This is a genomic window from Ahrensia sp. R2A130, assembly GCF_000179775.1.
In the GTDB taxonomy this organism is placed as follows: Bacteria; Pseudomonadota; Alphaproteobacteria; order Rhizobiales; family Rhizobiaceae; genus Pseudahrensia.
In genome coordinates this window covers 237,430-262,784 of record NZ_AEEB01000003.1, presented here as the reverse complement: position 1 = coordinate 262,784, position 25,355 = coordinate 237,430, and the positions used below count along the sequence as shown (strand labels likewise).

Here is a 25,355-nt window from a genome sequence, read left to right as displayed (position 1 = left end):
AAAGCGCACGCATCTGTTCCGCCCGTATCAAAGTGCGGGCAGGTTCCAAGTCACAATTGATTGCAAAGACGCAAAGAAAGCGTTTCTTATTTGGAACTTCCGTCCAGTTTTTTAGAGGCTTTCGTAGCCGCGTTGCGTTCGCGCAGCTGTTTGGCCTTGCCGGGTAGGTTCTTCTGTTCGGCTCGTGTGATGGCCAAAGCATCAGCTTCGACGTCACGGCTAATGACAGAACCAGCCGCCGTAATGATGCCTGCGCCTACAGTGACGGGAGCGACCAGAGATGTGTTGGAACCGATAAAAGCGCCTTCGCCGATCCGCGTTTTCCATTTGTTGTAGCCATCGTAATTGCAGGTGATGGTGCCCGCACCGATATTCGCTTTTGCCCCGACTTCAGCATCGCCAATGTAGGACAGATGGTTGACCTTTGCGCCCTCGCCCAGCGTCGCGCCTTTGATTTCGACGAAATTTCCGACCTTGGTGGATTTGCCCAGATCGGCACCTGGACGCAGGCGGGCGTAAGGACCAACCACCGCACCTTCACCAACGGTCGCACCTTCCAGATGCGAGAATGCGCGGATAGTTGCGCCGGACGAGATGGAAACGCCCGCAGCGAAGACAACGTTGGGTTCGATAATGCAGTCTGAGGCAAGTTGCGTGTCGTGGTGCAGAATAACGGTGCCGGGCGACGTCATGGTCACGCCGTCGCGCATAGCCGCTTCGCGCCGGCGCTGCTGCCATAGCTCTTCAACCTGCGCCAGTTGCACGCGGTCGTTCACGCCCAGTGTGTCAGCTTCCGGCACTTCAATGGCGACGGCTTTGAGGCCGCGTTCACGGGCGATTTCTACGGTGTCTGTGAGGTAATATTCGCCCTGCGCGTTACCGCTGCCCACAGCGTCCAGCAGATCAAGCGCATGTTCGGCGCGGAAAGCCATGATGCCGCTGTTGCAGAATGTGACCTTGCGCTCTTCGTCGGTCGCATCTTTCTCCTCGCGAATGGCGAGAAGCTGCGCACCATCTGTGAGCAAGCGCCCATAGCCGGTTGGTTTTGCTGTATGAAAGCCCAGAACAACAACATCACAACCGGAGCGCAAAGCCTCGCGGGCGCTGTCGATGGCTTCTGATCGGATCAATGGCACGTCGCCATAAAGAATGACCAGATCGCCACCCGCTTTTTCGATCACAGCCCGCGCCGCCAGCACGGCGTGTGCGGTGCCTTTGCGCTCGTGTTGAATGTGCGTCGATACGGTGTCGGAATGCCCCCGCACCACGGCCTCTACCCGCTCCGCCTGATTGCCCACCACGACAGCGACCGTATCACTGCCCGTGCTGATTGCTGTGTCGATGACGTGGTTGACCATCGCCAAGCCCGCGACCGGATGCAGCACTTTGGGCGTATCGGAACGCATTCGCTTACCCTCACCGGCGGCAAGGATTACGGTCGTGCAGGTGGTTTGGTCGGGTGTGGTCATGGGCGGTAAACTTCAATTGTGGTCTTGAATCGCGAGTTTCGCGCAACCCTATTTACCGAAGATTAAGCATGACGCGAGATAGATGAACACGCGCGGGCACATTTCCGGCCTTTGTCTCGGCTTTTGCCGGAATTGCAGCGCAGCAAGTCGAATGGACAGGGTGTTCGGCGCCAGTATCTCAGCAGGATGACGCGACATGGGCAAATATCTCGATTTCAGGATTGTAGAAGAAGGCGCCCAGACCAGCCAGATCAGCCATCTGCTGTCCTTGAAAAATGACACGCCCGAACTTGACCAAAACCCGCCCAACGATGCTCCGCTGCCGGGTGCAGATGTAGCGCTTTACACATGGGGCGCGCTTGCCTTCGGATGCGTTGCGTTCATGGCAGCATCCATTGCAACTGGGCCTGATGGCGGGCCGCAAATGGTGGAAATGGCGCGCAAAGCACCTGCCAAGCAGCCGCAGGTCGATCGTGTAGTTGCCATGGGCGAAGATGGTCTACCGGGTCACAGCACATGGTTGGCCGATAGTGGCACGATCAATCCAGAAGGCCTCGACACCAATCCAGTCGGCACTATTACGACTAAGCCCGTATATTTGGGACCAAAACCGACGACATCCAAAGTTGCAGGCTTGCCCGAGCCTCTGCCTGTTATGGAGCATCAGCGCACCGGCGAACTTCGTTCCAACATCACTCACTCTACCGGCAAACACGCAGCACGCCTGCGCGCGCCCAATGGCACACCAATTCCTGCAAAACTGTTTGTTCGCCTTGCGCAACGTGCGCCGGATTTGATGGGACGGCTGAAAGCAAGCTCATCCCAAGGCGAGCTGATCGCTGGTCCGTTCACCACTCGCGAATCTGTCGCGTCGTTTTGCCGATCTGTTGTGTTGCGTCTGACGCTTGGTTGCGAACCGGCAGACTGGCCAAATTCCGACGGTTAAGACTACCAGCTTGCGCGTCTGTTGGATGCGCGACATAGGGTTTCGACCCCACGACGGAACCCTCCGCCATTGTCCGACGATCAAAACTCCACGCCAGAAGCTATCCGTGAACGCCGCAACGCTTATTTGCTGCTGGCGATCATGCCGTTGTTTTTCTCCAGCAACATCATCTTCGGTCGCGCTGCGGTGGATGATGTGGAGCCATTTACGCTGGCTTTTATTCGCTGGACGTCCAGCGCGCTGATACTGCTGTTGATCACTGCGGGCGCAGTGAGGGCCGCATGGCCAGCTATCCGATCTGCAGGAAGCCTGCTGTTCATCAACGCGTTTCTCGGCATGTGGATTTGTGGTGCGCTGGTTTATCTGGCGCTGAAATACACCAGCGCCACGAACGGCACGCTGATTTATACGTCGTCGCCGGTACTGATCATCCTAACCGAGTGGTTGTTTCGAGGCCGCGCAGTGGGTTGGCGCGAGATCGTTGGAATTACGGCGGCGCTGATCGGTGTTGTGGTAATCGTTGCGAAAGGTAGCTTTGCAGTTTTGGCGGCGTTAAAATTCAACGCCGGTGACCTGATCTTTGTTCTCGCGGCAATAAGCTGGGCAATCTATTCGGTGGTGCTGAAATCGAAAGCGTTCGACGGCATTCCCACCCTGCCCTTGTTCACCGTAACCGCCGCCTGCGGTGGCGTGTTGCTGGCACCATTTGCGGTGGCGGAAACTGTCTGGCTTTCCACTTTCCCCAACACATGGTCGAGCTGGGGCAACATTGCCGGGATCGTTTTCATCTCATCGCTGCTGGCGTTTTCGGCATTTCAGTACGGGGTGAAAGTGCTGGGTCCATCGGTTGCCGGCATTTCGCTCTATCTGTTGCCTGTCTATGGCGTGACGCTTGCGGTGATCTGGCTAGGCGAGGAACTCGCGACTTATCACGGCTGGGGTATTGCACTGGTGCTGAGCGGAGTGATTTTCGCAACTCTGCCGAAACGTCTGGCGAAGGCCTAGTTCAATTCACCACGCATGAACATTTTGGCAAGCTCGACAGCCTGCGGCGTGTCTGACACTTCCGGCACAACCGTTTCGCGTCGAGGCGGCGTCATGCGACCTTCTGCAATATCGTTGGCCTCAAGCAATGCCATCTCTATGAGATAGGTCAGGAAATCCAGATCCTTGGCGTTTGCGATCATGCGTAATTCTGTCAGCATCTGGCGGACGTATTCGCCTGTTGCCTGCGCGTCTGTTTGGCCCTGCGACCTGGTTTTGGTCTGTTGCATTATGCCCCCGTATTACCCGTTGAGTTGCCCTATGATTTGACAGATGCCCGCTGCCAACTGCGCTTTGGTTGTGAATACACGCAATCTAATTGAAATTTATAAAAATACCTGTTTTGGTTGCATTGCTGGAGAGCAGCACTAATCAACCCGACCCAATTATACAACCCATAGTAGTATTTTAATCTTAATACACTCATTTATCTATACACCGTGACTTATCATGCAATTGCTTTCGGCAACCGGCTTGCCTACATGCTGCCCGTCACGAATTCCCCGTCCGACAGCAGGCTTCCATGAAACTGGTCATCGTCGAGTCCCCGGCAAAAGCAAAAACGATCAACAAATATCTAGGCTCGGATTATAAGGTCCTGGCGTCCTACGGCCACGTGCGCGATCTGCCAGCCAAAGACGGCTCGGTGTTGCCGGACGACGATTTCTCTATGTCATGGACGGTGGATGCACGGGCCAAGCCGCGTCTGACGGATATTACAAAAGCGGCCCGCGCTGCCGACCGTCTCATTCTCGCGACCGACCCCGACCGTGAGGGCGAAGCGATTTCGTGGCACGTGCTGCAGGTGCTGCGCGACAAGAAGATTCTGAAAGACATGCCCGTCGAGCGGGTGGTCTTCAACGCGATTACCAAGAAGTCGATTCTGGAAGCGATGGAGCAGCCACGCGAGATCGATGAGCCGCTGGTCAACGCTTATCTCGCCCGCCGCGCGCTGGACTACCTGGTTGGTTTCAACCTGTCTCCGGTGCTTTGGCGCAAACTGCCCGGTGCCCGCTCGGCTGGTCGGGTGCAGTCTGTCTCCCTTCGACTGGTCTGTGAGCGTGAGAACGAAATCGAGGTCTTCAAGCCTCAGGAATATTGGACCATCACCGGTGAATTCAAAAACCCCGCCGGTTCCGATTTCGATGCAAGGTTGACCGAGTTCGACGGTGTTAAAAAAACTCGTCTCGATGTGAAGACGGAAGACGAAGCCAGCGCCATCAAACGCATGTTGATGACCGCCGACTTCAAGGTCGGCAAGGTCGAGGCCAAGCCCACGACACGTAATCCTTATGCGCCTTTCACCACTTCTACGCTTCAACAGGAAGCCTCATCAAAACTCGGCTTCGGCGCGTCCCGCACCATGCAGGTGGCGCAGAAATTGTATGAAGGCGTCGATCTCGGCAGCGGCACCGAAGGTCTCATCACCTATATGAGGACCGACGGCGTTCAGATGGCACCGGAAGCGATCGACGAAGCCCGCAAGGTGATCGGCGCAGATTTCGGCAAGATGTATTTGCCGGAAAAAGCGCGTTTTTATTCGTCGAAAGCGAAAAACGCGCAGGAAGCGCATGAGGCGGTTCGACCTACCTCCCTGTCGCGTAACCCTAAAGACATCGCGAGCCACCTCGATGATGACCAGCGCAAGCTGTATGATCTCATCTGGAAGCGCTCTATTGCCAGCCAGATGGCGTCTGCGAAGATCGAACGCACAGCAGCCGACCTCGTCGCCACGAAAGACGGCCAGACTGCGACCATGCGGGCCAACGGTTCTGTGGTGAAATTCGACGGCTTCCTATCTGTCTATTCCGACAGCAAGAAGAAGGCAGATGAAGAGGACAAACGCCTCGTTCCGCTGAATGAGGGCGAAGTGATTTCGCGCGAAGCGATCACTGCCGATCAGCACTTCACCGAACCGCCATCGCGCTATTCAGAAGCTTCCCTCATCAAGAAAATGGAAGAGCTGGGCATCGGTCGCCCCTCCACCTACGCCTCCACGCTGAAGACGCTGGAAGACCGCGAATACATCACCATCGAACAGCGCCGCCTGACGCCGCAGGCCAAGGGCCGTGTCGTCACGTCGTTCCTGGAGAGCTTCTTCAACCGCTATGTCGAATATGATTTCACGGCATCGCTTGAAGAAAAACTCGACAAGATTTCCGCCGGTGAAATGGAATGGAAGGACGTCCTTCGTGACTTCTGGAAAGATTTCTCCGCAGCTATTGGCGACACCAAAGAGCTTCGCATCACCGAGGTTCTGGACAAGCTGAACGAAGAGCTGGGCCCTCTTGCCTTCCCTGAAAAAGAAGATGGCTCCGACCCGCGCCTTTGCCCGACCTGTAATGAAGGCCAGCTTTCGCTCAAGGTCGGTAAGTTCGGTGCGTTTATCGGTTGCTCCAACTATCCCGAATGCAAATTCACCCGCCAATTGGGCGCGGAAGGTTTGGAGCAATCCGAGCAGATGGCCAATGACGGGCCGAAAGTGCTCGGCGTCGATCCAAACACCTCGGAAGAAGTGAAGCTGATGGTGGGTCGCTTTGGCCCATACGTCCAGCGTGGTGAGGGTAAGGAAGGCAAGAATTCCGGCATTCCAAACAGCTGGAACGCAGCGGAGGTCGACTTTGAAAAAGCTATGATGCTTCTGGACCTACCCCGCACGATTGGCCAGCACCCTGAAGACGGAAAAGATATCATTGCCCGCTTCGCCCGCTACGGCCCTGTTGTCCAGCACGGCAGTAAATATGGCGGCTTGGAAAGCGATGATGAGGTTTTCACCGTCGGCATCAATCGTGCGGTTGCAGCTCTCGCCGATGGCGCAAAGCGTGGCGGTCGTGGCACCGCAGCAGCAGCGCTGAAGGAGCTGGGCGAGCATCCAGAATTCGGTGGACCCATGTCCGTGAAGAACGGTCGTTTTGGGCCTTATGTGAACCACGGCAAAATCAACGCGACTGTTCCGAAATCCATCGAACCAACGGCAGTTACCGTAGAACAGGCCGTGCAGTTGCTGGCCGACCGTGTTGAGAAATTGGGCAAGAAGCCACCGAAGAAGAAGGCGCCTGCCAAGAAAAAAGCACCGGCCAAAAAGGCTGCGGCAAAGAAGCCCGCAGCCAAGAAAGCGCCTGCGAAAAAACCAGCGGCCAAGAAGCCTGCCGCGAAAAAGACAACCGCAAAGAAAGCGGAATAACAGTCGAATATGACCGGGCAACCCATTGGACGCCCGGTCGTTTTATAGTTTTGCGGGCAACCGCACTTTCCACTGAAAGACGCCCTTGCCCAAAGCTCCCACAGATAAAAATGCCAACAAGAACAAAGGCAAGCGCGCTCAACTTCCCACACCCGAGCAAGTGGCGGAGTGGATCCGTGAGAATCCCGCTCAGTCTGGCAAACGAGAAATTGCACGCGCTTTCGGCCTGAAGGGCCAGAATAAGATCGCACTGAAAGCCGTGTTGAAAGAGCTTGAAGCATCGGGCGTTGTGAACAAGCGCGGCAAGCGTTTTGCCGAACCCGGCCAACTGCCGCCCACGACTGTTTTGGACGTTGTCGAGCGTGACCGCGAGGGCGGGCTGATCGCGCGGCCCATTCAGTGGGATGTGGAGGTCGATGGCCCTGCCCCTGCCGTTTCTATTGTGAACCATCGCAATTCTAAGGCCCCGACCGCAGGCATCGGCGATCGTGTGCTGGCGAAAATAAGTGGCAACCCGACGCTGGGTTTCCGTGGCCGTGTCATCAAGCGGCTGGAACGTAATGTCGGTGCCGTGTTGGGCGTATTCCGCGCTTTCAAGGAGCCGGAAGGCGGCATCGTAGGGCGTATCGAACCGACCGACCGCAAGGTCAACGAGATGCTCGTTTATGAGCAAAATACAGGTGGCGCTGAAAACGGCGACCTCGTGGAAGTGTCCGTCGTCGGGCGAAATACTCAAGGTTTGAAACAGGCAAAAATCGACAAGGTGATCGGTGATCTGGCTTCAGAAAAAGCCGTCAGTCTCATCGCGCTGCATCAGCACAATATTCCGACCGAGTTTCCGGAAGCGGCTATCAAAGAAGCTGACGCCGCGGGTGACGCGGACATGAACAAGCGGGCCGATTGGCGCGACCTGCCGCTCATCACCATCGACCCGGCGGATGCCAAAGACCACGACGACGCTATCTACGCGATTGCAGATGACGAACCGACCAATGAGGGCGGTTTCATCGTCACCGTGGCGATTGCTGACGTGTCTTACTACGTGCGCCCCGGCACTGCGCTGGACCGCGAAGCGCTGACGCGGGGCAACTCGGTCTATTTTCCAGACCGCGTTGTGCCAATGCTGCCGGAGCGTATTTCCAACGATCTTTGTTCGTTGAAAGAAGATGTCGACCGCCCAGCCATGGCGGTGCGGATGACATTCGCTCAGGACGGGCGCAAGTTGCGTCACACGTTCCACCGCATCATGATGAAAAGCCACGCGCGGCTGGCCTATCAAGAAGCGCAAGCGGCAATTGATGGCGACCCTGCCCCACGTGCCGAACCATGGCTGGAACCTGTGCTGCGCCCGTTGTGGGCGGCTTACGAGGTGCTGAAACGCGGGCGCGACTACCGCAAGCCGCTGGAGCTTGATCTGCCGGAGCGCAAGATCGTGCTAACGGAAGACGGTCAGGTGGATCGCGTGATCGTGCCGCCACGACTGGATGCGCACAAGCTCGTCGAAGAGTTCATGATTCAGGCCAACGTGGCCGCTGCCGAGACCCTTGAGAAGCGAAAGCAGGCGTTGATCTACCGTGTCCACGAACAGCCCAGCATGTCGAAGATCGAGTCGCTGCGAGACTTCTTGCGGACGCTTTCGATTCCCTTGGCGAAGGGTGATCAGGTGAAGGCCGAGACGTTCAACGGTATTCTGTCAGGCGTAGAAGGTACGCCCCATTCCGAACTCGTCAGCACTGTGGTGCTGCGGTCGCAAAGCCAGGCGGTCTATAGCCCGAACAACCAGGGTCACTTCGGGTTGAACCTGAAAAAATACGCGCATTTCACTTCGCCTATACGCCGCTATGCCGACTTGATCGTGCATCGTGCTTTGGTATCGACGCTGAATTTGGGCGCTGGTGGCATCACGCTGGCGGACGAAGAGCGGCTGGAACAGATTGCGGAGATGATATCCGATACCGAACGCCGCGCCATGATGGCCGAGCGGCAGACCATCGACCGGTTGATCGCGCACCACTTGCAAAACAAGATCGGCGCGCAATTCTCCGCTCGCATCAATGGCGTCACCCGCGCCGGTTTGTTCGTCACACTGGACGATACGGGCGCGGATGGTTTCGTGCCGATTTCCAAGCTGGGTGATGAGTATTTCATTTATGATGAGGTCACCCACCGGGTGCAGGGCGACGTGACCGGCGGCATTTACCAAATGGGTGATCGCGTCGAGGTAGAGCTCGTTGAGGCCGCGCCGGTAGCGGGATCGCTGCGATTTGATATGATCACGGAGCCGCGAGAGGGCGACGGTCTGCCACGGAGCAAACGCAGCCGTTCAGGTTCACCTTCAGGGAGACCGCAAAGACAACGCCGCTCCAACCGCTTCGGAGGAAGAAAATGACCATTTCTGATACCACCCTGCCCGATCGTTCTAAAAGTCAGGCCGTGATGCGAGGGTTAAAATGCACATGCCCTAACTGCGCTGAAGGCAAGCTTTTCGACAAGTGGTTGAAGGTCACGCCTGAATGTTCGGTGTGCGGCGAGCAACTTCACCACGAGCGCGCGCAGGACTTTCCACCCTACATCACCATCATGATCGTCGGCCACGTTATCGTGACGCTGCTGATGATGGTTGAGGCGAATTTTGTGTGGTCGCTGACCACACATCTATTGGTCTGGATTCCGCTTTCCACCGCCATGACGCTGGCCATCATGCAGCCGGTCAAAGGCGGAGTGGTCGGCTTTCAGTGGGCCGTTCGCATGTTTGGTTTCGGCGATACGGAAGAGCGCGTCGAACAACCATGAGCAAAGAGGTCATGAGCCGCGATGCCGTGGAACGCGCTTCTGTGCGCGAAGGCATCGGGCGTGCGCCCAATATGCGGCCCAAGGATGCTTCGACGCTGATTATTTTGGACGGTGAAGGCGCGAAAACAAAAGTGCTCATGGGCCGTCGCCACGAACGGCATAAATTCATGCCCGGACTGTTCGTTTTTCCCGGTGGACGTGTGGACTCTGGTGATGGCTCGATCACGACAGCGGACGAGTTGCACGATCAGGTTCACACAAAGCTGATCACGAACCTACGCGGAAAACCTTCAGGGCGCCGTGCGCGGGGAATCGCTCTGGCCGCGATACGAGAGACCTACGAAGAAGCTGGACTGCTGTTGGGGAGCTGCAACAACGCTTATGCGCCGACGCACGATGACTGGCAGGGGTTTGCGGAACACGGCGTGGAGCCGACGCTCTCGCCGCTTCGCCTTCTTGCACGCGCCATCACGCCGCCGGGCCGAAACAGGCGCTTCGATGCTTGGTTCTTCCTCACCCGCGCCGAGCATATCGCAGTGCGACTGGAAGAATTGCCTACCGAAGAGCTGCAGGACCTGCATTGGCTGACGGTCGATGACGCGCTGCAACTCGAGCTACCGGTCATCACCGTGTCGGTGTTGAAAGACCTGAAGAAGCGGTTGGAGCGCGATCCTGATCTCGCACCGGAAGCGCCGCTGCCGTTCTATCACATGAGATATAACCGCTACGTGGAAGAAACGATTTAACCGGATACGTTGTGCGGCTTGACAATCGCCGTGCTTGATTTACACGAACCTCACCGACGCTGCCCGGAAGAGCCGTGCGCCGCGTCTTGATATATTCAAGGACACGAAAATGGCTAAGGCAACCACCATCAAGGTGAAGCTGAACTCGACCGCAGACACCGGGTTCTACTACGTCACCAAAAAGAACTCGCGCACGATGACCGAGAAGCTGACCAAGAAAAAATACGACCCGGTCGTTCGCAAGCACGTCGAATTCAAAGAAGGCAAGATCAAGTAGATCTAGCCACCTTCAGAATTTTTGAAAAGGCCGTCGGAAATCATGCGTTTCCGACGGCCTTTTTGTTTGTGCAATTAGAAACTCCGACACCAAAACACGCGTCCAAAACGCAATGAGCCGACGGCCTGCTGCAACCTAAGTTGCGCTGGCCGTCGGCTCGCTTTCCGGCCCGAGTGATGCGGCGGGCCCGGGTGATCCGGAAAGGCGAGGATGTCGCGCAAGCGCGTCGTCCCTGCAGGCACACTGGCGCAAGCTAAAATTTGCTGCAACGCGATAAGCTATTGTTAGTGAACAGTTAAGGTAAAGCTGCGGGGTTAACGGCCGCCCGTTACGCGGCGTCTGCAACCACCTGATTGCGACCACGGCGCTTGGCATCGTACAGACGCTCGTCTGCCCGCTTCAACATCGTTTCAACTGTCTCATTGGGGCCGGCGATGCCGGCAACGCCTGCAGACACCGTGATCGAGATTTGCTGACGACCATTGTCGACGATGAACGGATGCGCGGAGACCTCCCGACGCATCCGGTCTGCCACAACGAAAGCCAACTCACGGTCGGTATCCGGCATAGCAACGATGAACTCCTCGCCGCCGAAACGGCAGGCTAAATCCTTGTTGCGAACGTTTTTCAAAACGCGCTCTGCAAAGATTTTCAGCACATCGTCACCCACCTGATGCCCATAGGTATCATTGACGTGTTTGAAGTGGTCGATGTCCATAATGATGAGCGACAAAGGCTTGTTGGCAAGGTTCGCCTTTTGCAGCAGCCCTTGCATGTGGTTGTCGAAATAGCGGCGGTTGTTCAGACCCGTCAGGCCGTCGGTGACAGCCATTTCCATGGTGTTGTGGACACTGGCGCGTAGTTGGTCGTTCAACCGCTTGCGCCGCACCTGTGAGCGCACACGGGCTCTCAATTCGTTCACATCCAGCGGGCGCGTGATGTAATCGTTCACGCCCAGATCGATGGCCCGAATGAGAACCGCCTGATCTTCTTTCTGAGCCACGAGAAGAATCGGCACCAATCTTGTGCGGTCGAGGGAGCGCAGTTGCGAACAAAGACGCAGCGGATCGAAATTCTCGATTCCCAGCGATATTATGATCGCGTCGAAATCATCATCAGCAGCGCGGAACAGACCTTCTTGGGGATCGGTGACCACGGCCACGGAATGTTCGGTGGTCAGCGCGTTGACGGAGCGTTCGTAGGATGACGCGCGGTCATCGACGATCAAAATCTTACCGTCGCGGCCATTTCGCGGGTCCACGACCTCCGCTTCCGTTTCCATGCCAAGGCTCGCGCCGGTCGCCGCACGAAGTTTCAACTCGTCCATGGAGTGTTTGAGGCGTGCAAGGCTCTTCACACGGGTCGTCATGGCCAGATCATCGACAGGCTTAGTTAAAAAGTCATCTGCTCCAGCATCCAGGCCCTGAACACGATCGGACGCCTGATCCAGCGCCGTTACCATGATGATGGGAATATGTGCCGTCTTCGGGTCTGCCTTCAGCCGCGTGCAGACTTCATAACCATCCATGCCCGGCATCATAACGTCGAGCAGAATCACATCGCAACGACCAGCCTGACAGATGGCGATAGCATCGGGACCATTGGAAGCCGTGACGACCTCGAAATACTCGGCGAGAAGTCGCGCTTCCAGAAGCCGGACATTGGCCTCCACATCATCGACGACCAGAATGCGGGCCGTCATCGGGCTTTGCCTTCACCCAGATAAGTTTTCACAAGCTCGATAAAACGCATCACGGAGATGGGTTTGGAGATGTATGCCTCGCAGCCGCCCTGCCGAATACGCTCCTCATCGCCCTTCATGGCGAAAGCCGTGACGGCTATGACCGGAATGCGGGCAAGCGAATCGTCTTCCTTCAGCCATTTTGTCACTTCCAGCCCGGAAACTTCCGGCAACTGAATGTCCATCAAGATGAGGTCCGGGTAATGTTTGCGGGCGAGATCCAGCGCAGACAAGCCGTTACTCGTCTGAATTGTCTCATATCCCTGCGCTTCGAGGAGGTCGTTGAACAGTTTCATGTTCAACTCGTTATCCTCGACAATCATCACTTTCTTGGCCAAGAACTCGCCTTTCCCGTGTCGAGACCGCTATGGATGCGGCTGCAAATTGAACGCGGATTGACCGCGATTCCATCAACACGTTGATTTCGTCACATTTAGATAACCGCTCTTTTCTTTAGGACAGGTGAAGATGACACCCCTATCACACACCGCAGCCGAGGCGCTGGCGCTTGCAGGTCTTGCCAGATTGGCGGCTGACGACGAGCTTTTGCTGCGATTTTGCGAATTGACCGGCATCTTGTCGAATGAAATGCGGGAGGCCGCGACGCAGCCGAATTTCCTGCCCGGCGTCCTCGACTTCTACCTTGCCCACGAGCCGGACCTGCTCGACTGGGCGCGTGGCGATGATTTCCCACCCGAACATGTCATGGCTGCGCGCTATGCACTGGCTCCGGAAGACATGGCAGGAATGCAATGACCAAGGCCTATGAAGCCGATCTCTTCACGATCGAACAGTTGAACCGCCTTGGCTACACAGGCGGAAAACGCGCCACACGGCACGAAAAACCCTTGCTGGTATGCGACGTGGACGAGGTTGTGGTGCATCTGGTCGACCCATTCGTCGCTATCATGGAAGAGCGCGGCTACGAATTGCGGTCTCATGCCTTCCAGCTGACCGGCAACGTGTTCGACCGCGAAACGGGTCGGGAGGCAACGCAAGACGAGGTTTGGGAAGGATTGACGCAGTTGTTCAAAGAACAGGAGCAGCGGCAGGGCATCGTCGATGGTGTTGTCGATGGGTTGAACGGCCTAGCGGAATCAACTGACGTGATTTTCCTGACCAACATGCCTCACCCGTTCGGCGATATTCGTCGCGGATATCTGGCATCGCGCGGACTGGAATTTCCGTTGGTCACGAACACGCGGTCCAAAGTGCCCGCGATTCGCATTCTTGCGTCCCATTGTTCCGCAGGCATTGGCTTCGTGGATGACACGCCCACCAACCTGAAACAGGTGGCGGAATCACTTCCAGACGTGAAATTGTTCCACTTCATGGCCAATGACACATTTCGCGATATGGCGGAGAAAGTCGAAGGCATTCATTTCTCCACCGGCGATTGGGTCGAAGCACGGCGCGGTATGGAGACTGCTTTCGCGAGCTGAACCGCGAACGAACGATAGAGAACAAGAAAAGAACATGCTAAGCTTTCGTGATGGATGGCTCGCTCGGATTTTGTCGTGACTGCCTGCAACCGCAGGCGAACACCCTGACCCGTTGCGAGGCATGTGGAAGCCCGCGCGTCGTGCGCCACCCTGAACTAGCGCAGCTTTCGCTTGCCCATGTCGATTGCGACGCTTTCTACGCATCGGTGGAAAAGCGGGACGATCCTTCGCTGGCCAATAAGCCGGTCATCGTTGGCGGCGGAACGCGGGGTGTCGTCACCACATGCTGCTACATCGCCCGTATCAAAGGCGTGCGCTCTGCCATGCCGATGTTCAAGGCGCTGAAATTATGCCCTGAAGCCACAATCGTGAGGCCTCGCATGAAGGTGTACGCAGAGGTCGGGCTGCAAGTGCGGGAGATGATGCGCAGCCTGACGCCGGTGGTAGAGCCGCTGTCTATAGACGAAGCCTTTCTCGACCTATCCGGCACCGAAAAACTGCACGGGGCCATACCGGCGCTGACGTTGGCGCGGTTTTCGCGGCGGGTCAGCGACGAGGTCGGCATCAGCATTTCAGTGGGACTGGCTGCAAACAAGTTCCTAGCTAAGGTGGCGTCTGACTTGGAGAAGCCACGCGGATTTTCCGTCATCGGTGCAGCAGAGGCTTATGATTTTCTCGCCACCAAACCGGTATCGCTGATCTGGGGTGTGGGCCGCGCGATGCAAAACAAACTGCATGGCGACAACATTCGCTTGATTTCCGATCTGCAGCAGATGGAGGAGGAAGACCTTATCCGCCGCTATGGCTCAATGGGCATGCGGTTGGCGCGGCTTTCCAAGGGGCTGGATTTTCGGCGCGTGGAGGCACGTAGTGCGTCCAAAAGCGTGAGTTCGGAGACCACATTCAACGACGACAAATCACTGCCTGCAGACCTTGTGCCAATTCTGCGGCGACAGTCGGAAAAGGTTGCGGCGCGGCTGAAGGAAAAGCATCTCGCGGGGCAGACTGTGGTGCTGAAGCTGAAGACCGCAGACTTCAAATCCCGCACCCGCAACACCACCCTGCCTGACCCCACGCAACTGGCCGACCGCATATTTTCCGTTGGCAGGACCATGTTGCAAAAGGAATTGGACGGTACGCGTTTCCGGCTGCTTGGCATCGGCGTGTCGGATATGAAAAGCGACGAGACCGCAGACCCCGGTGATCTGGTGGATGATGGCGCGCAACGTCGCGCAAAAGCCGAGCGCGCAATGGATGATTTACGCGCCCGCTTCGGCGATCAATCGGTGGAACTGGGCCTTACGTTCGGAACGGTAAAGCCGCGAAGCGAACCGCAACTGGATAAGTAGAACCAATCATTTGCAGGGTTCGGTTTTGAGCATTTCGATCTGTTTCAGATCGCCGCGCAACGAGTAATCCTCGTATTGCATGATGAGCCGGCGGGAGACGCCGCTCTCGTGCATGTAGAAAGATACCGCATAAAGCGGCGTCTTCTCGCCGGTTCCCAGCGTATCGTTTTGTTTGAAATAACTCACCGTGACAGGCCATGCCGACTGGCCGGCAAAGTCCTTGCCAAGGCCGTCTGTCTCGCCCGTAACCTCGACGAGATCAGCGCGCTCTTTGCCTATGATCGCTGTTGTTTCCATCAGCTCATCCGCATCGCCCGAGCCGTCGAAAACCACAGCCTGATGAACCGTCTCACCGGCTTTTGCAGCCTTGATGATTTGCGCCATATGCTCAGACATGAAGACCGCATCGTCGAGCTTTATGCTTTGCTCCTCTGGCAATGCAATTTCCACCTGCATGGAATCACCTTCACGTTCCGCCTGCCCCTTCAAATCCTGCTCCAATTGGCCGTTGAGATAGGACTTGTTGACGAAGGAAAAACTCCTACCATCGGCGCTTTCAAAGCTTGTCGTGCGCTGGTCGTTGGTGAAGCCTTTGCGTGGCGTCGAAACTTCCGTGAAGAAACGAAAGCGCGTGGCAAAACCCTCGCAGGCTGAGCCCGTCATTTCATAGACGATGCGGCCCTTGATGCCGGTGATTCCCGAGCGATCACTCGATTTATCGAGGCTCAAATCATAAACGGCCCGATGGGGAAGTAGCCCTTCGAGACCGGCAGCATGAGCAACGGGCGCAACACTGATAGCGAGCGAAATGAGAGCAAGGCGCAGGGTCATGTGATTCCTTAGCTGATAAGCCGCCAATTTCGTATTGGGCGGCAGTTCGGCGACTGTTGCAGGAGATGCAAACAGGCTACCACTGCTAACAAGCATAGCGCCATATGGGAGTTAATCATGGCAGGAAAAGTAGAAAAACGGCTGGCAGAACTCGGCATCGAACTGCCGGACGCACCGGCCCCGGCAGCCAATTACGTGCCCTTCACGATGCACAACGGCATGCTGATCGTTTCAGGCCAGATTTCCAAGCAAGGCGACGGCACTATGATGACCGGCAAGCTGGGTGATTCTGTAGATGTGGCCGGTGGTCAGGCTGCAGCTCGCGTTTGCGCACTCGCCATTTTGGCACAGGCCAAGGCCGCGCTGGGTGACCTCGACCGTATTACGCAAGTGCTGAAATTGCAGGGGTTTGTTAATGCTACGCCTGACTTCACTGAGCATCCACAGGTCATCAATGGTGCTTCTGACGTCATTGCAGAAATTCTGGGTGACGCTGGAAAACACGCTCGTGCCGCAGTGGGCATGGGTTCCTTGCCGATGGATGTGAGCGTCGAAATCGACGCAATGATCGCCTACGAATAGCGACCGCTAGAATGCTGAAAGCTGCGCCCGATTGGCTCGTAGAACGACCCATAGCCCATCGGGCGCTGCACGATTTGAAACTGGGGCGCGCTGAAAACAGCTGGCGCGCCTTCGATGCCGCCATTACCGCTGGATACGCGATAGAGTGCGATGTGCAGACTTGCGCGTCGGGAGAACCCGTAGTGTTTCACGACACAGTTCTGGCGCGCATGACCGGTGTGGAAGGCAATGTGCGCGATCATACCCCGGACGATCTGCGCAAGATGCGGCTCGCCGGTACCGAAGACGGCATTCACACTTTATCTGAACACCTGGCCCAAGTGGCCGGTCGTGTTCCGCTTATCGTGGAGTTGAAAGGTCTGAAGGGCCATGATGCCGGTTTGGTACAGGCAACTGCTGATGCGCTCTCCGGTTATGACGGCCCGGTCGCAGTGATGAGCTTTGCCCATTGGCTGGTGAACGAGTTTGCCAAGACCATGCCGCACGTACCGCGCGGTTTGACCGCAGAAGGTGACGATGAAACCCGTGATAGGCATGCGACCATCATGGAAAAAGCCGACCTTCAATTCGTCTCCTACAGCGTCACAGATCTGCCCAACCCGTTCGTTGCAGAAACGCGTGAGTACGGCTTGCCGGTGATTACGTGGACGGTGCGGAACGAAGAGCATGTTGAACTGACCAACAAGTACGCCGACCAGATGACTTTCGAATGCTTTTTGCCGGAGACACCTGTCCTTGGCTGATAGTGACGAAATCACAATCGAAGTAGTGTCTTCTGCCGAAGCTGTGGGACGGGTCGAATGGGACGGTGTCGCCAACCCTGCTTCGGACCCGACGTCAGAGTTCGACTATAATCCGTTCCAATCATTCGCGTTCTTCGATGCGTTGGAGCAGTCCGGTTCTGCCACTGGCCGCACCGGCTGGTTGCCACAACACCTTGTCATGCGAGATGCTGACAAGGCCGTGCTCGGCATTGTGCCGTGCTATTTGAAGAACCACAGCCAAGGCGAATACGTGTTCGACTACGGCTGGGCAGATGCTTTCGAGCGTGCTGGCGGCGACTATTATCCCAAGCTGCAAGCGTCCGTGCCGTTCACACCGGCAAGCGGACGACGGCTTCTCGTTGGCAATGGGCCGGACGCAAAGCGCCACCGTTTGATGCTGGCTGGTGGACTAGCGGAAGTGTGCAGCAGGCTGGATGCCAGTTCAGCGCACATCACTTTTCTACCGGAGGACGAATGGAATCTGCTTGGTAAAAATGGCTACCTACGCCGCAGCCACCAGCAGTTTCATTGGCTCAACGATAATTATGAAAGCTTCGGTCAGTTTCTCGAAGCGCTGTCATCGCGCAAACGCAAGAACATCCGCAAGGAGCGTAAGGCAGCGCTGGAAGGCAATGGCATAACCATCGACTGGCTGACGGGCGATCAACTGACCGAAGAAATTTGGGATCGGTTCTTTCAGTTTTATATCGACACGGGTTCACGCAAATACGGACAGCCCTATCTAACGCGGGATTTCTACAGCCGGATCGGCGAGACGATGGCGGACGATATCGTGCTGATGATGGCCAAGCGTGACGGGCAATATGTAGCCGGTGCGATCAATTTTGTCGGGTCCCACACCCTGTTCGGGCGTCACTGGGGTTGTGTTGAAGACCACCCGTTCCTGCATTTTGAAGTCTGTTACTATCAGGCCATCGACTACGCGATCAAACACGGGTTGGAACGGGTTGAAGCCGGTGCGCAGGGCAGCCACAAGCTGGCGAGGGGGTACATGCCCCAAACCACCCATTCCGCCCATTACATCGCCCATCCGGATTTTCGCCGCGCCGTGGAAGACTATCTGGAGATGGAAAGACGCGAAGTTGCGCGGGAAAACGAAATCATCGCGCAACATGGCCCGTTCAGGGAAAGCGCAGGAGACAAAAATGACTGAGGCTTACGACGACCAGAACGTGTTCGCGAAAATTCTACGTGGCGAACTGCCATGCGAGAAGCTGTATGAAGACGAGCACACGGTGGCGATCATGGACATCATGCCCCGCGCCGACGGGCACTGTCTGGTGATTCCCAAAGCGGCTGCCCGCAACATTCTAGACATTGATTCTGCTTCGCTTGCCGCCGTTTCAACAACTACGCAGATCATGGCACGGGCAACGAAAACCGCGTTTTCTGCAGACGGCATTACAATCCAGCAATTCAACGAGGCAGCAGGCGGACAGGTGGTGTTTCACCTTCATATGCATGTCATTCCGCGCCACGAGGGCCAGAGCTTGCGACCGCACACTGGCACGATGGCCGATGGCGATGTGTTGAAGGCCAATGCGGAAAAAATCCGGACGGCGCTGAGTGATCAAGCGGCAAGATAAGCAGCGATCAGAATAGCTTCGCCGACAAGAACACCGGCGATCATGTTTTGTTTTGTCACCACATAAGTCACAAAACCCACTACTGCAGCGCCAGCCCGAACAGGCATCGCGAAATCGGCTAGTGCTCCTGTAGGAAAGAATATGAACTGCGCTGCAACGGCAGCAACAAGAGCTGTAGCAACGCACCGAACGGCTACGAGAACCTCGGAATGTTCGTCAATATCGCCAATTAACCAGGCCCCCGCCCATCGCCACATACTGGTCGGAAGCCAAGCCGCGAGCATGATGAAAACGAACGGCCACCACCAGGTATCAAAGCTGTCATAAAACATCACACAGCCCTGCTTTTTTGCCAGCGGTGCACGCCATACGCGATGGCACCGCCAAGGAAACCAGCAACCAGAATGTTCGCTTGCGGAACAACCAGCGCGAATAGCGGGCCGAGCGCAAAGCCTAAGCCCAAGGCGAGTTTTTCAGCCAAAACACGGGTCGTTTTCCAAGTCGCCATGGTGAAATAGATCGGCGTGAGGAAATAAAGCGCTGCCATCAACACAGGCGGGAATGTAGCTGCAAGCTGATGCACCAATGCAGCAACACTAGTGGTGGCGAGCATCATGGTGGCTGCAAAACCCATGAAATAGGGCAAACGGCCCCTCCGTGGTATCTCGGAAGCAACTGCCAACGTGTGCACCCAAGGGGTGATCGCCACCATGTTGGATACTGCAAACAGATGCCAAGGCTTCGTACGCGGAGCGCGGATTTCCGGCACCAGCGCCATAACCATCGGCATCATGCGGATTGCGGCCAGCATCACTGTAAGCGCGATGAACGGCCAAGGCAGGCCTGTCACGATGCCGCCCACCAGTAGCAAATGCGACGGTAATGCCCAGACCAGCGGCACCATGAACATGACTTGTTCCAACGGCAGGCCAACTTCACGTGCGAGACCGCCAAACCCTATAAAGGCGGACAGTAGGATTAGAGCTGGAATGGAGAGAATTTTCGCCATGCCGCGCGGAAACCACGACCAATCGTAGATCGGTCCATTGTCTTCAACTGTTGGCGGATCGGCGGGAGACATGAAAGTCATTCGATGGGCAAACTACGCACCATCTGTGCGACCGGACCGGAGCTTTGGCAAGGATGTTTGCCTCTTTGCTGCTGTGCACGAGACGCTCAGTTTTCGAGCTATGGCAAACAAAAGGGCTGCAGCTCAACGCGACAGCCCTTTCTGATTAGATTTAGGAAGCCTTAGCGGCTTTGTCGTCCTTCGCATCATCGCCTTTGCTGCTTGCTAGGAAAGGCAACGGGGATTTCTTTTCACCGGCACCGCTTTCCAATGCGGCGTCCAGTTCTTCGGCAAGCTGATCTTCGAGATTTGCATCGTCAGTCTTACCTGCATTCAGCGGCGAACGGTTCATAGTAGCGGAGGCTGGCTTTGCGCTGGCGACCGGTGCTGGCGCGGCCATGACATTGTCATCCACCGGGCTGCCGAGCTCAGCAAGAAGCTGGCCAAGTTTACCGGCCAAGCGGAAATCTTCGCTCATGCGCAGACGGTTGAGGGCATCGGCGCGGATTTTTTTCAGCTGTTCGATATGTTCCATGGGATTAGTCCTTTTACTGTCGGTCACGCGTCAGATTGACGAGGAATGCGGCAAGATTCGTAGTGGCCCTTCACTTTCGCTTACAGCGGGTTACGCATTCGCTTGCAAGCAGATGGATGTGAAAAGGGCGAGGTCTTGCCCCGCCCTTCCCGTCATTCGTTTTAAGGTCAGCTCTTCATCAGCTTTTCAAAGGAACCTTCGGCACTTTCGAACCGCCGCCTTTATTGGCGGGAGGATTCTTCGGCGGCGTCTTCTTGGCCTCCGTTTTTTTAGCAGGGGTCTTTTTGGCAGCGGGTTTTTTCGCAGCCGCTTTCTTTTTCGGCGTTGGGTCTTTTTTCGGTTTCACCGGCTTGTCGTCGATAGCTTCCAGCTTCAACTGCTCTTTGCCATCCACGGTTTCGACACCGACCTTCACCGTGCCACCCTTCTGCAATTTGCCGAACAGCACTTCATCAGCCAGCGGCTTCTTGATGTGCTCTTGGATAACGCGGCCTAGCGGACGCGCGCCCATGCGGTCGTCGTAGCCTTCCTTGGCAATCCAACTCACAGCATCAGGTGTCAGATCGAAGGTCACGCCACGTTCTGAAAGCTGGGCTTCTAGCTGCATGACGAATTTCTGCACGACCTGATGAATGACCTCCGGCTTCAACCCGTCGAACGGGATGATCGCGTCGAGGCGGTTGCGGAATTCTGGTGCGAACAGACGGTTGATCGCTTCCATATCGTCGCCTGTGCGCTTGGACGAACCGAAGCCGATAGCGGATTTGGCAGCTTCCGACGCGCCCGCATTCGTCGTCATCACAATGATGACGTTGCGGAAATCGACCTTCTTGCCGTTGTGGTCGGTCAGCGCGCCATTATCCATCACCTGCAACAGGATGTTGAAAAGGTCCGGGTGGGCTTTCTCGATTTCATCCAGCAACAACACGCAATGCGGATGCTGGTCGACACCGTCTGTCAGCATGCCACCCTGGTCGAAACCAACATAGCCGGGGGGCGCACCGATGAGACGGGAAACCGTGTGGCGTTCCATATATTCCGACATGTCAAAGCGCAGAAGTTCCACGCCGAGCGTGTCAGCAAGCTGTTTCACGACCTCGGTTTTACCTACACCGGTGGGCCCGGAGAACAGGTAAGAACCGATTGGCTTGTTTGGCTCACGCAAACCGGCGCGGGCCAGCTTGATCGCGGATGACAGGGCGTCGATAGCCTTGTCCTGCCCATAGACCATACGCTTCAACTCATCGTTGATGTTCTTGAGAACCTCGGCATCGTCCTTCGACACGGTCTTCGCCGGAATACGGGCCATTGTCGCGATTGTCGCTTCAATGTCCTCTGTGCCGAGCGTTTTCTTCCGCTTCTCGGCCGGCAACAGCATCTGGCTCGCGCCGGTTTCATCAATCACATCGATCGCCTTATCAGGCAGCTTGCGGTCGTTGATGTAGCGCGACGACAATTCAACAGACTGGATGATCGCATCGTTGGAGAACTTAACTTTGTGGAAGTCTTCAAAATACGGCTTCAACCCCTTCATGATCTCGATAGCATCGGGAATAGACGGCTCGTTCACGTCGATTTTTTGGAATCGACGCACCAAAGCGCGGTCCTTCTCGAAGAACTGGCGGTACTCTTTGTATGTGGTCGAACCGATGCAGCGGATCGCGCCGCCAGACAGCGCCGGTTTCAACAGGTTGGACGCATCCATGGCGCCGCCAGACGTGGCGCCAGCACCGATTACGGTGTGAATTTCATCGATGAACATGATCGCGCCGTCGGTCTCTTCGATCTCTTTCATCACCTGTTTCAGGCGTTCTTCGAAATCGCCACGATAGCGGGTACCGGCCAGCAGGATGCCCATGTCGAGGGAATAGATCGTGCAGTCGAGCAGCACTTCCGGCACGTCTTTATCGACGATGCGCTTGGCGAGACCTTCAGCAATCGCGGTCTTACCAACGCCAGGATCGCCCACGTAAAGCGGGTTGTTCTTGGAGCGACGGCACAGAACCTGAATGGTGCGGTTCACCTCGCTCGTGCGGCCGATCAGCGGATCGACTTTGCCGTCCATCGCCTTCTGGTTGAGATTGACGCAATAGGCCGCCAGCGCCTCGCCTTTTTTCGGCATCTCACCGCCCTCGCCTTCCGGCATAGCGGTTGGATCGACACCTTCAACGGGACGCGCAGAAGAAGCGCCGGGGCGCTTCGCGATGCCATGGGAGATGAAGTTTACGGCGTCATAACGCGTCATATCCTGCTGTTGCAGGAAGTATGCGGCATGGCTCTCACGCTCGGCAAAGATCGCCACCAGCACGTTAGCGCCCGTCACTTCTTCGCGACCCGAAGATTGCACATGAATTACCGCGCGCTGAATAACTCGCTGGAAACCGGCGGTGGGTTTGGAGTCATCCAACGCCTCGGTCACCAGATTGGAAAGCTCGGAATCGATATATTCCTGCAGGTCATCGGCAAGTTTCTGGGTGGAGACGTTGCAGGCGCGAAGCACGGCTGCCGCGTCCTCATCTTCCACCAGCGCGAGCAGCAAGTGCTCAAGCGTGGCGTATTCCTGGTCGCGTTCGTTTGCGAATGTCAGTGCGCGGTGAAGCGCGTTTTCTAGGCTGTCGGTAAAGCTTGGCAATAGCTCGTTCCCGTTTTTGTATGTCCGCCTCGCAACAGCGCGGGACGGGCGAGGCCCAAGGCCCCTACTTATTCATGTCGAGGCTTGCGGCCCCTACTTTTTTTCCATCACACATTGCAGCGGATGTTGGTGTTTGCGCGCGTGGTCCATGACCTGCGTTACCTTGGTCTCGGCAACTTCATAGGTGTAGACTCCGCACTCGCCGACACCGTTTTGGTGTACGTGGAGCATCACTTGCGTGGCTTGCTCCATATTCATCTGGAAGAAACGCGCGAGGATCTCGATCACGAATTCCATGGGGGTAAAATCGTCGTTGAGAAGCAAAACGCGGTAAAGGCTGGGCTTCTTGAGTTTCGGTTTGGTGCGGGTGATGACGCCGGTATCGTTGCCGGTGCCGCCCTCATCATCGTTGCCCATGTCATCATCATTGCCAGCTAGGCGGATGTCGAAACGGGCTTCAGTTGTATTGTAGTCTTCTGATTTCATTACGTTTATGACGATCAATCTGGAGAATTTCGGGGCGATGCCCGGTGTTGATAGAAGCCGGATGAGGGGTTTGGAGGGCGGCTTCCTGTTGGAAAGAATATAGGGCGTGATTTGCTGAGTTTAAGCCCCCTGCAGCCCAACCTTCAACCGCGATACGCACTGGTGCGACAACATCGTGAATGACAAGCGACTGAATCAATTTTCTCAAAAAATTAAGGTGACGGCTTAAGCTTCTGGCAACCACGACGGTTTACCAATTGCTCTTGTGACGTTGGGACCATCCTGACGTCACGAGTAATCCTTCGGTCTGCCGTGTATGGGCGGGCCCTCAGTTTGAGGTTTTGTCGTGCGTACCGTTTTCGGATCGACTTCCGCTGCAGCAATGCGGCTTGTGTTCACTCTTTTCCTGTCCACTTTTCTCGTTCTCAGCTTCCAGCTGATGATGACCGGCGATGCCGAGGCAAAACGAAAGAAAAAGGGTAATCCGCGCTACGCGGCTTACGTGATCGACGCCAAGACCGGCAAAGTGATCTTCTCGCGAAACGGAAATGCCCGTCGCTATCCGGCGTCCCTCACCAAAATGATGACGCTCTATCTTGTCTTTGAAGACATGAAAGCTGGTCGCATCAACGGTAAAACCCGCTTGGTGATGTCCAAGAAGGGTTCACTTCAGCAGCCTTCCAAAATCGGCCTTCGTGCTGGTCAGTCCATCTCCATGGATCAGGCTGTGAAATCGCTGATCACGAAATCGGCCAACGATGTTGCAACTGCAATCGGCGGTCAGCTGTCCGGTTCCGAAGTCGAATTTGCCAAACGCATGACCCGTAAAGCGCGCCAACTTGGTATGAGCCGCACCACATTCAAGAACGCCAACGGCCTCACCGCTCGTGGTCAGGTGACGACTGCTGCCGATATGGCAAAGCTGGGCATGGCGTTGCGTGAGCATTTCCCGCGCAAATACAAGCTTTTCTCCACGCGTGTCTTCAAGTTGGGCAAGCGCCGCTACGGCAACCACAACAAGCTGTTGGGTCGTGTTCGCGGTGTCGATGGCATCAAGACCGGTTACACCCGCGCTTCGGGCTTCAACCTGGTATCCTCTGTTCAAACCGGCGGTCGCAGCATCGTGGCTGTAGTCATGGGTGGCCGTTCGGGCCGTTCCCGCAACGCCCACATGCAGACGCTCATCAAACGACACCTGCGCAAGGCCAGCCGTGGTAAGCAGCGTCGCGTAGTTGCTCGTGCCACCGGCTCACGCGGTTCGGTTGCTACGAAAAAGGTGATCGTTGCCAAGGCCGTTACACCAACGCCAAGCCCGCTGGCCGCTCGTTCTTCGGCCCGCAGCCCGCAGCAGAAAATTTCCAGCCGCATCGCGACCGCTCATTCAGCAGCAGCACCAAAGGCAGTTGAAATCGCAGTGGTTAATCGCAAGCTGAAGAAACTGGCCGGGGGCGCTCGCCCTGTGCCCGTGTTGCGCCAGACACTGCCCGTGAAAGCGTTCGCTGCATCTGATCCGGTCAGGACTGCCGCGACCCCTGCCCCCAAAGGGTGGCAGATTCAGATTGCGGCTGCGCCAAACCGCGACAAGGCTGCCCAGATGCTCAAAAACACGCAGCGCAAGCATCGCTGGTTGTTGGGCAAGAACGGCAAAAGTCTTCAGCCCGTGCGTCTCGCAAGTGGCGAAGTGTTGCACCGCGCGCGCTTTACCGGCTTCGGTTCGCAGAAGTCTGCTGTCCGTGCCTGCTCCTTCTTGAAGAAGAAACGCACCGCTTGCATCGCGATCAAAGGCTAGTTCAGCCCAAAATCGCGCTTAAATTCCGCCGGACGCGTACCTGTCCGGTGTCCCACTGCCTCAATTTGT

General features: G+C 56.4%; 25 protein-coding genes. 15 read left to right on the top strand and 10 right to left on the bottom strand.

The features are described 5' to 3' along the window. Nucleotides 1–86 precede the first annotated feature (86 nt). Nucleotides 87–1,469 carry a bifunctional UDP-N-acetylglucosamine diphosphorylase/glucosamine-1-phosphate N-acetyltransferase GlmU gene (glmU, locus tag R2A130_RS02025; protein ID WP_009463195.1) on the bottom strand — a complete coding sequence of 461 codons (1,383 nt, stop codon included), beginning with the start codon at nucleotides 1,467–1,469 and terminating at the stop codon, nucleotides 87–89. A 196-nt stretch (nucleotides 1,470–1,665) separates the two neighbouring features. On the opposite strand from glmU, the gene R2A130_RS02020 reads away from it, so the two are divergent. Continuing rightward, a complete protein-coding gene (locus R2A130_RS02020; protein ID WP_009463191.1) occupies nucleotides 1,666–2,415 on the top strand; it encodes a hypothetical protein in 750 nt (249 codons plus the stop codon). Between the two features lie 69 nt (nucleotides 2,416–2,484). Beyond that, on the top strand, nucleotides 2,485–3,420 hold the full coding sequence (locus R2A130_RS02015; protein ID WP_009463189.1) for a DMT family transporter: 936 nt from the start codon (nucleotides 2,485–2,487) through the stop codon (nucleotides 3,418–3,420). Here the strand turns inward: R2A130_RS02015 and R2A130_RS02010 are convergent. Then, a complete protein-coding gene (locus R2A130_RS02010) occupies nucleotides 3,417–3,689 on the bottom strand; it encodes a hypothetical protein (protein ID WP_009463187.1) in 273 nt (90 codons plus the stop codon). The two genes, R2A130_RS02015 and R2A130_RS02010, sit on opposite strands and share 4 nt — an antisense overlap. A gap of 293 nt (nucleotides 3,690–3,982) precedes the next feature. Between R2A130_RS02010 and topA the strand changes: the two genes are divergently transcribed. The 5 genes from topA to rpmG all read left to right on the top strand — a co-directional run bounded on the left by topA (nucleotide 3,983) and on the right by rpmG (nucleotide 10,459). Then, a complete protein-coding gene (gene topA, locus R2A130_RS02005) occupies nucleotides 3,983–6,643 on the top strand; it encodes a type I DNA topoisomerase (RefSeq protein WP_009463185.1) in 2,661 nt (886 codons plus the stop codon). 85 nt (nucleotides 6,644–6,728) lie between these two features. Next, complete coding sequence (gene rnr, locus R2A130_RS02000; protein WP_009463183.1) at nucleotides 6,729–9,032, top strand: ribonuclease R; 2,304 nt, start codon at nucleotides 6,729–6,731, stop codon at nucleotides 9,030–9,032. Further along, complete coding sequence (locus R2A130_RS01995; protein WP_009463181.1) at nucleotides 9,029–9,436, top strand: DUF983 domain-containing protein; 408 nt, start codon at nucleotides 9,029–9,031, stop codon at nucleotides 9,434–9,436. Before rnr ends, R2A130_RS01995 begins: the two co-directional genes overlap by 4 nt. Next, nucleotides 9,433–10,182, top strand: a complete 750-nt coding sequence (locus R2A130_RS01990) for an NUDIX hydrolase (RefSeq protein WP_009463179.1) — start codon at nucleotides 9,433–9,435, stop codon at nucleotides 10,180–10,182. The genes R2A130_RS01995 and R2A130_RS01990 overlap by 4 nt, the downstream gene beginning before the upstream one ends. 109 nt (nucleotides 10,183–10,291) lie before the next feature. After that, on the top strand, nucleotides 10,292–10,459 hold the full coding sequence (gene rpmG / locus R2A130_RS01985) for a 50S ribosomal protein L33 (protein ID WP_040304737.1): 168 nt from the start codon (nucleotides 10,292–10,294) through the stop codon (nucleotides 10,457–10,459). Nucleotides 10,460–10,787: 328 nt separating this feature from the next. On the opposite strand, the gene R2A130_RS01980 is transcribed toward rpmG, so the two are convergent. Together R2A130_RS01980 and R2A130_RS01975 are read right to left on the bottom strand one after the other, a co-directional pair. Next, complete coding sequence (locus tag R2A130_RS01980) at nucleotides 10,788–12,161, bottom strand: PleD family two-component system response regulator (protein WP_009463175.1); 1,374 nt, start codon at nucleotides 12,159–12,161, stop codon at nucleotides 10,788–10,790. Next, entirely contained in the window at nucleotides 12,158–12,538 is a 381-nt protein-coding gene (locus R2A130_RS01975; protein ID WP_009463173.1) for a response regulator, read from the bottom strand. The genes R2A130_RS01980 and R2A130_RS01975 overlap by 4 nt, the downstream gene beginning before the upstream one ends. 130 nt (nucleotides 12,539–12,668) lie before the next feature. On the opposite strand from R2A130_RS01975, the gene R2A130_RS01970 reads away from it, so the two are divergent. The 3 genes from R2A130_RS01970 to R2A130_RS01960 are packed head-to-tail and all read left to right on the top strand — an operon-like array spanning nucleotide 12,669 to nucleotide 14,991. Beyond that, nucleotides 12,669–12,956 (top strand): DUF3572 family protein, encoded by a 288-nt coding sequence (locus tag R2A130_RS01970; RefSeq protein WP_009463171.1) that lies wholly within the window; start codon nucleotides 12,669–12,671, stop codon nucleotides 12,954–12,956. Continuing rightward, a complete protein-coding gene (locus tag R2A130_RS01965; protein ID WP_009463169.1) occupies nucleotides 12,953–13,642 on the top strand; it encodes a hypothetical protein in 690 nt (229 codons plus the stop codon). Before R2A130_RS01970 ends, R2A130_RS01965 begins: the two co-directional genes overlap by 4 nt. A 50-nt stretch (nucleotides 13,643–13,692) precedes the next feature. Then, nucleotides 13,693–14,991, top strand: coding sequence for a DNA polymerase IV (locus R2A130_RS01960; RefSeq protein WP_040304521.1), 1,299 nt, complete (start codon nucleotides 13,693–13,695; stop codon nucleotides 14,989–14,991). 6 nt (nucleotides 14,992–14,997) lie between these two features. Here R2A130_RS01960 and R2A130_RS01955 read toward each other — a convergent pair whose 3' ends face one another. After that, nucleotides 14,998–15,822 (bottom strand): cell envelope integrity EipB family protein, encoded by an 825-nt coding sequence (locus R2A130_RS01955; RefSeq protein ID WP_009463165.1) that lies wholly within the window; start codon nucleotides 15,820–15,822, stop codon nucleotides 14,998–15,000. Nucleotides 15,823–15,939: 117 nt separating this feature from the next. Between R2A130_RS01955 and R2A130_RS01950 the strand changes: the two genes are divergently transcribed. Genes R2A130_RS01950 through R2A130_RS01935 form a run of 4 tightly spaced genes read left to right on the top strand, consistent with a single transcriptional unit; the run spans nucleotide 15,940 to nucleotide 18,775 of the window. After that, a complete protein-coding gene (locus tag R2A130_RS01950; RefSeq protein WP_009463163.1) occupies nucleotides 15,940–16,404 on the top strand; it encodes a RidA family protein in 465 nt (154 codons plus the stop codon). Nucleotides 16,405–16,415: 11 nt separating this feature from the next. Further along, nucleotides 16,416–17,147 carry a glycerophosphodiester phosphodiesterase family protein gene (locus R2A130_RS01945; protein ID WP_009463161.1) on the top strand — a complete coding sequence of 244 codons (732 nt, stop codon included), beginning with the start codon at nucleotides 16,416–16,418 and terminating at the stop codon, nucleotides 17,145–17,147. Continuing rightward, nucleotides 17,140–18,342, top strand: coding sequence for a GNAT family N-acetyltransferase (locus R2A130_RS01940; RefSeq protein WP_009463159.1), 1,203 nt, complete (start codon nucleotides 17,140–17,142; stop codon nucleotides 18,340–18,342). The genes R2A130_RS01945 and R2A130_RS01940 overlap by 8 nt, the downstream gene beginning before the upstream one ends. After that, nucleotides 18,335–18,775, top strand: a complete 441-nt coding sequence (locus tag R2A130_RS01935; RefSeq protein WP_040304518.1) for an HIT family protein — start codon at nucleotides 18,335–18,337, stop codon at nucleotides 18,773–18,775. Before R2A130_RS01940 ends, R2A130_RS01935 begins: the two co-directional genes overlap by 8 nt. Here the strand turns inward: R2A130_RS01935 and R2A130_RS01930 are convergent. The 5 genes from R2A130_RS01930 to clpS form a co-directional block, all read right to left on the bottom strand. Continuing rightward, nucleotides 18,760–19,107, bottom strand: coding sequence for an AzlD domain-containing protein (locus tag R2A130_RS01930; protein ID WP_040304515.1), 348 nt, complete (start codon nucleotides 19,105–19,107; stop codon nucleotides 18,760–18,762). The two genes, R2A130_RS01935 and R2A130_RS01930, sit on opposite strands and share 16 nt — an antisense overlap. After that, nucleotides 19,107–19,856 carry an AzlC family ABC transporter permease gene (locus R2A130_RS01925; RefSeq protein ID WP_009463156.1) on the bottom strand — a complete coding sequence of 250 codons (750 nt, stop codon included), beginning with the start codon at nucleotides 19,854–19,856 and terminating at the stop codon, nucleotides 19,107–19,109. Before R2A130_RS01925 ends, R2A130_RS01930 begins: the two co-directional genes overlap by 1 nt. A gap of 160 nt (nucleotides 19,857–20,016) precedes the next feature. Further along, on the bottom strand, nucleotides 20,017–20,379 hold the full coding sequence (locus R2A130_RS01920; protein WP_009463155.1) for a hypothetical protein: 363 nt from the start codon (nucleotides 20,377–20,379) through the stop codon (nucleotides 20,017–20,019). A gap of 178 nt (nucleotides 20,380–20,557) precedes the next feature. Continuing rightward, entirely contained in the window at nucleotides 20,558–23,011 is a 2,454-nt protein-coding gene (gene clpA, locus R2A130_RS01915) for an ATP-dependent Clp protease ATP-binding subunit ClpA (protein ID WP_009463154.1), read from the bottom strand. 93 nt (nucleotides 23,012–23,104) lie between these two features. Continuing rightward, nucleotides 23,105–23,428, bottom strand: a complete 324-nt coding sequence (clpS, locus tag R2A130_RS01910) for an ATP-dependent Clp protease adapter ClpS (RefSeq protein ID WP_040304732.1) — start codon at nucleotides 23,426–23,428, stop codon at nucleotides 23,105–23,107. Nucleotides 23,429–23,843: 415 nt separating this feature from the next. Between clpS and R2A130_RS01905 the strand changes: the two genes are divergently transcribed. Further along, nucleotides 23,844–25,286 (top strand): D-alanyl-D-alanine carboxypeptidase, encoded by a 1,443-nt coding sequence (locus R2A130_RS01905; protein ID WP_009463152.1) that lies wholly within the window; start codon nucleotides 23,844–23,846, stop codon nucleotides 25,284–25,286. Nucleotides 25,287–25,355 lie beyond the last annotated feature (69 nt).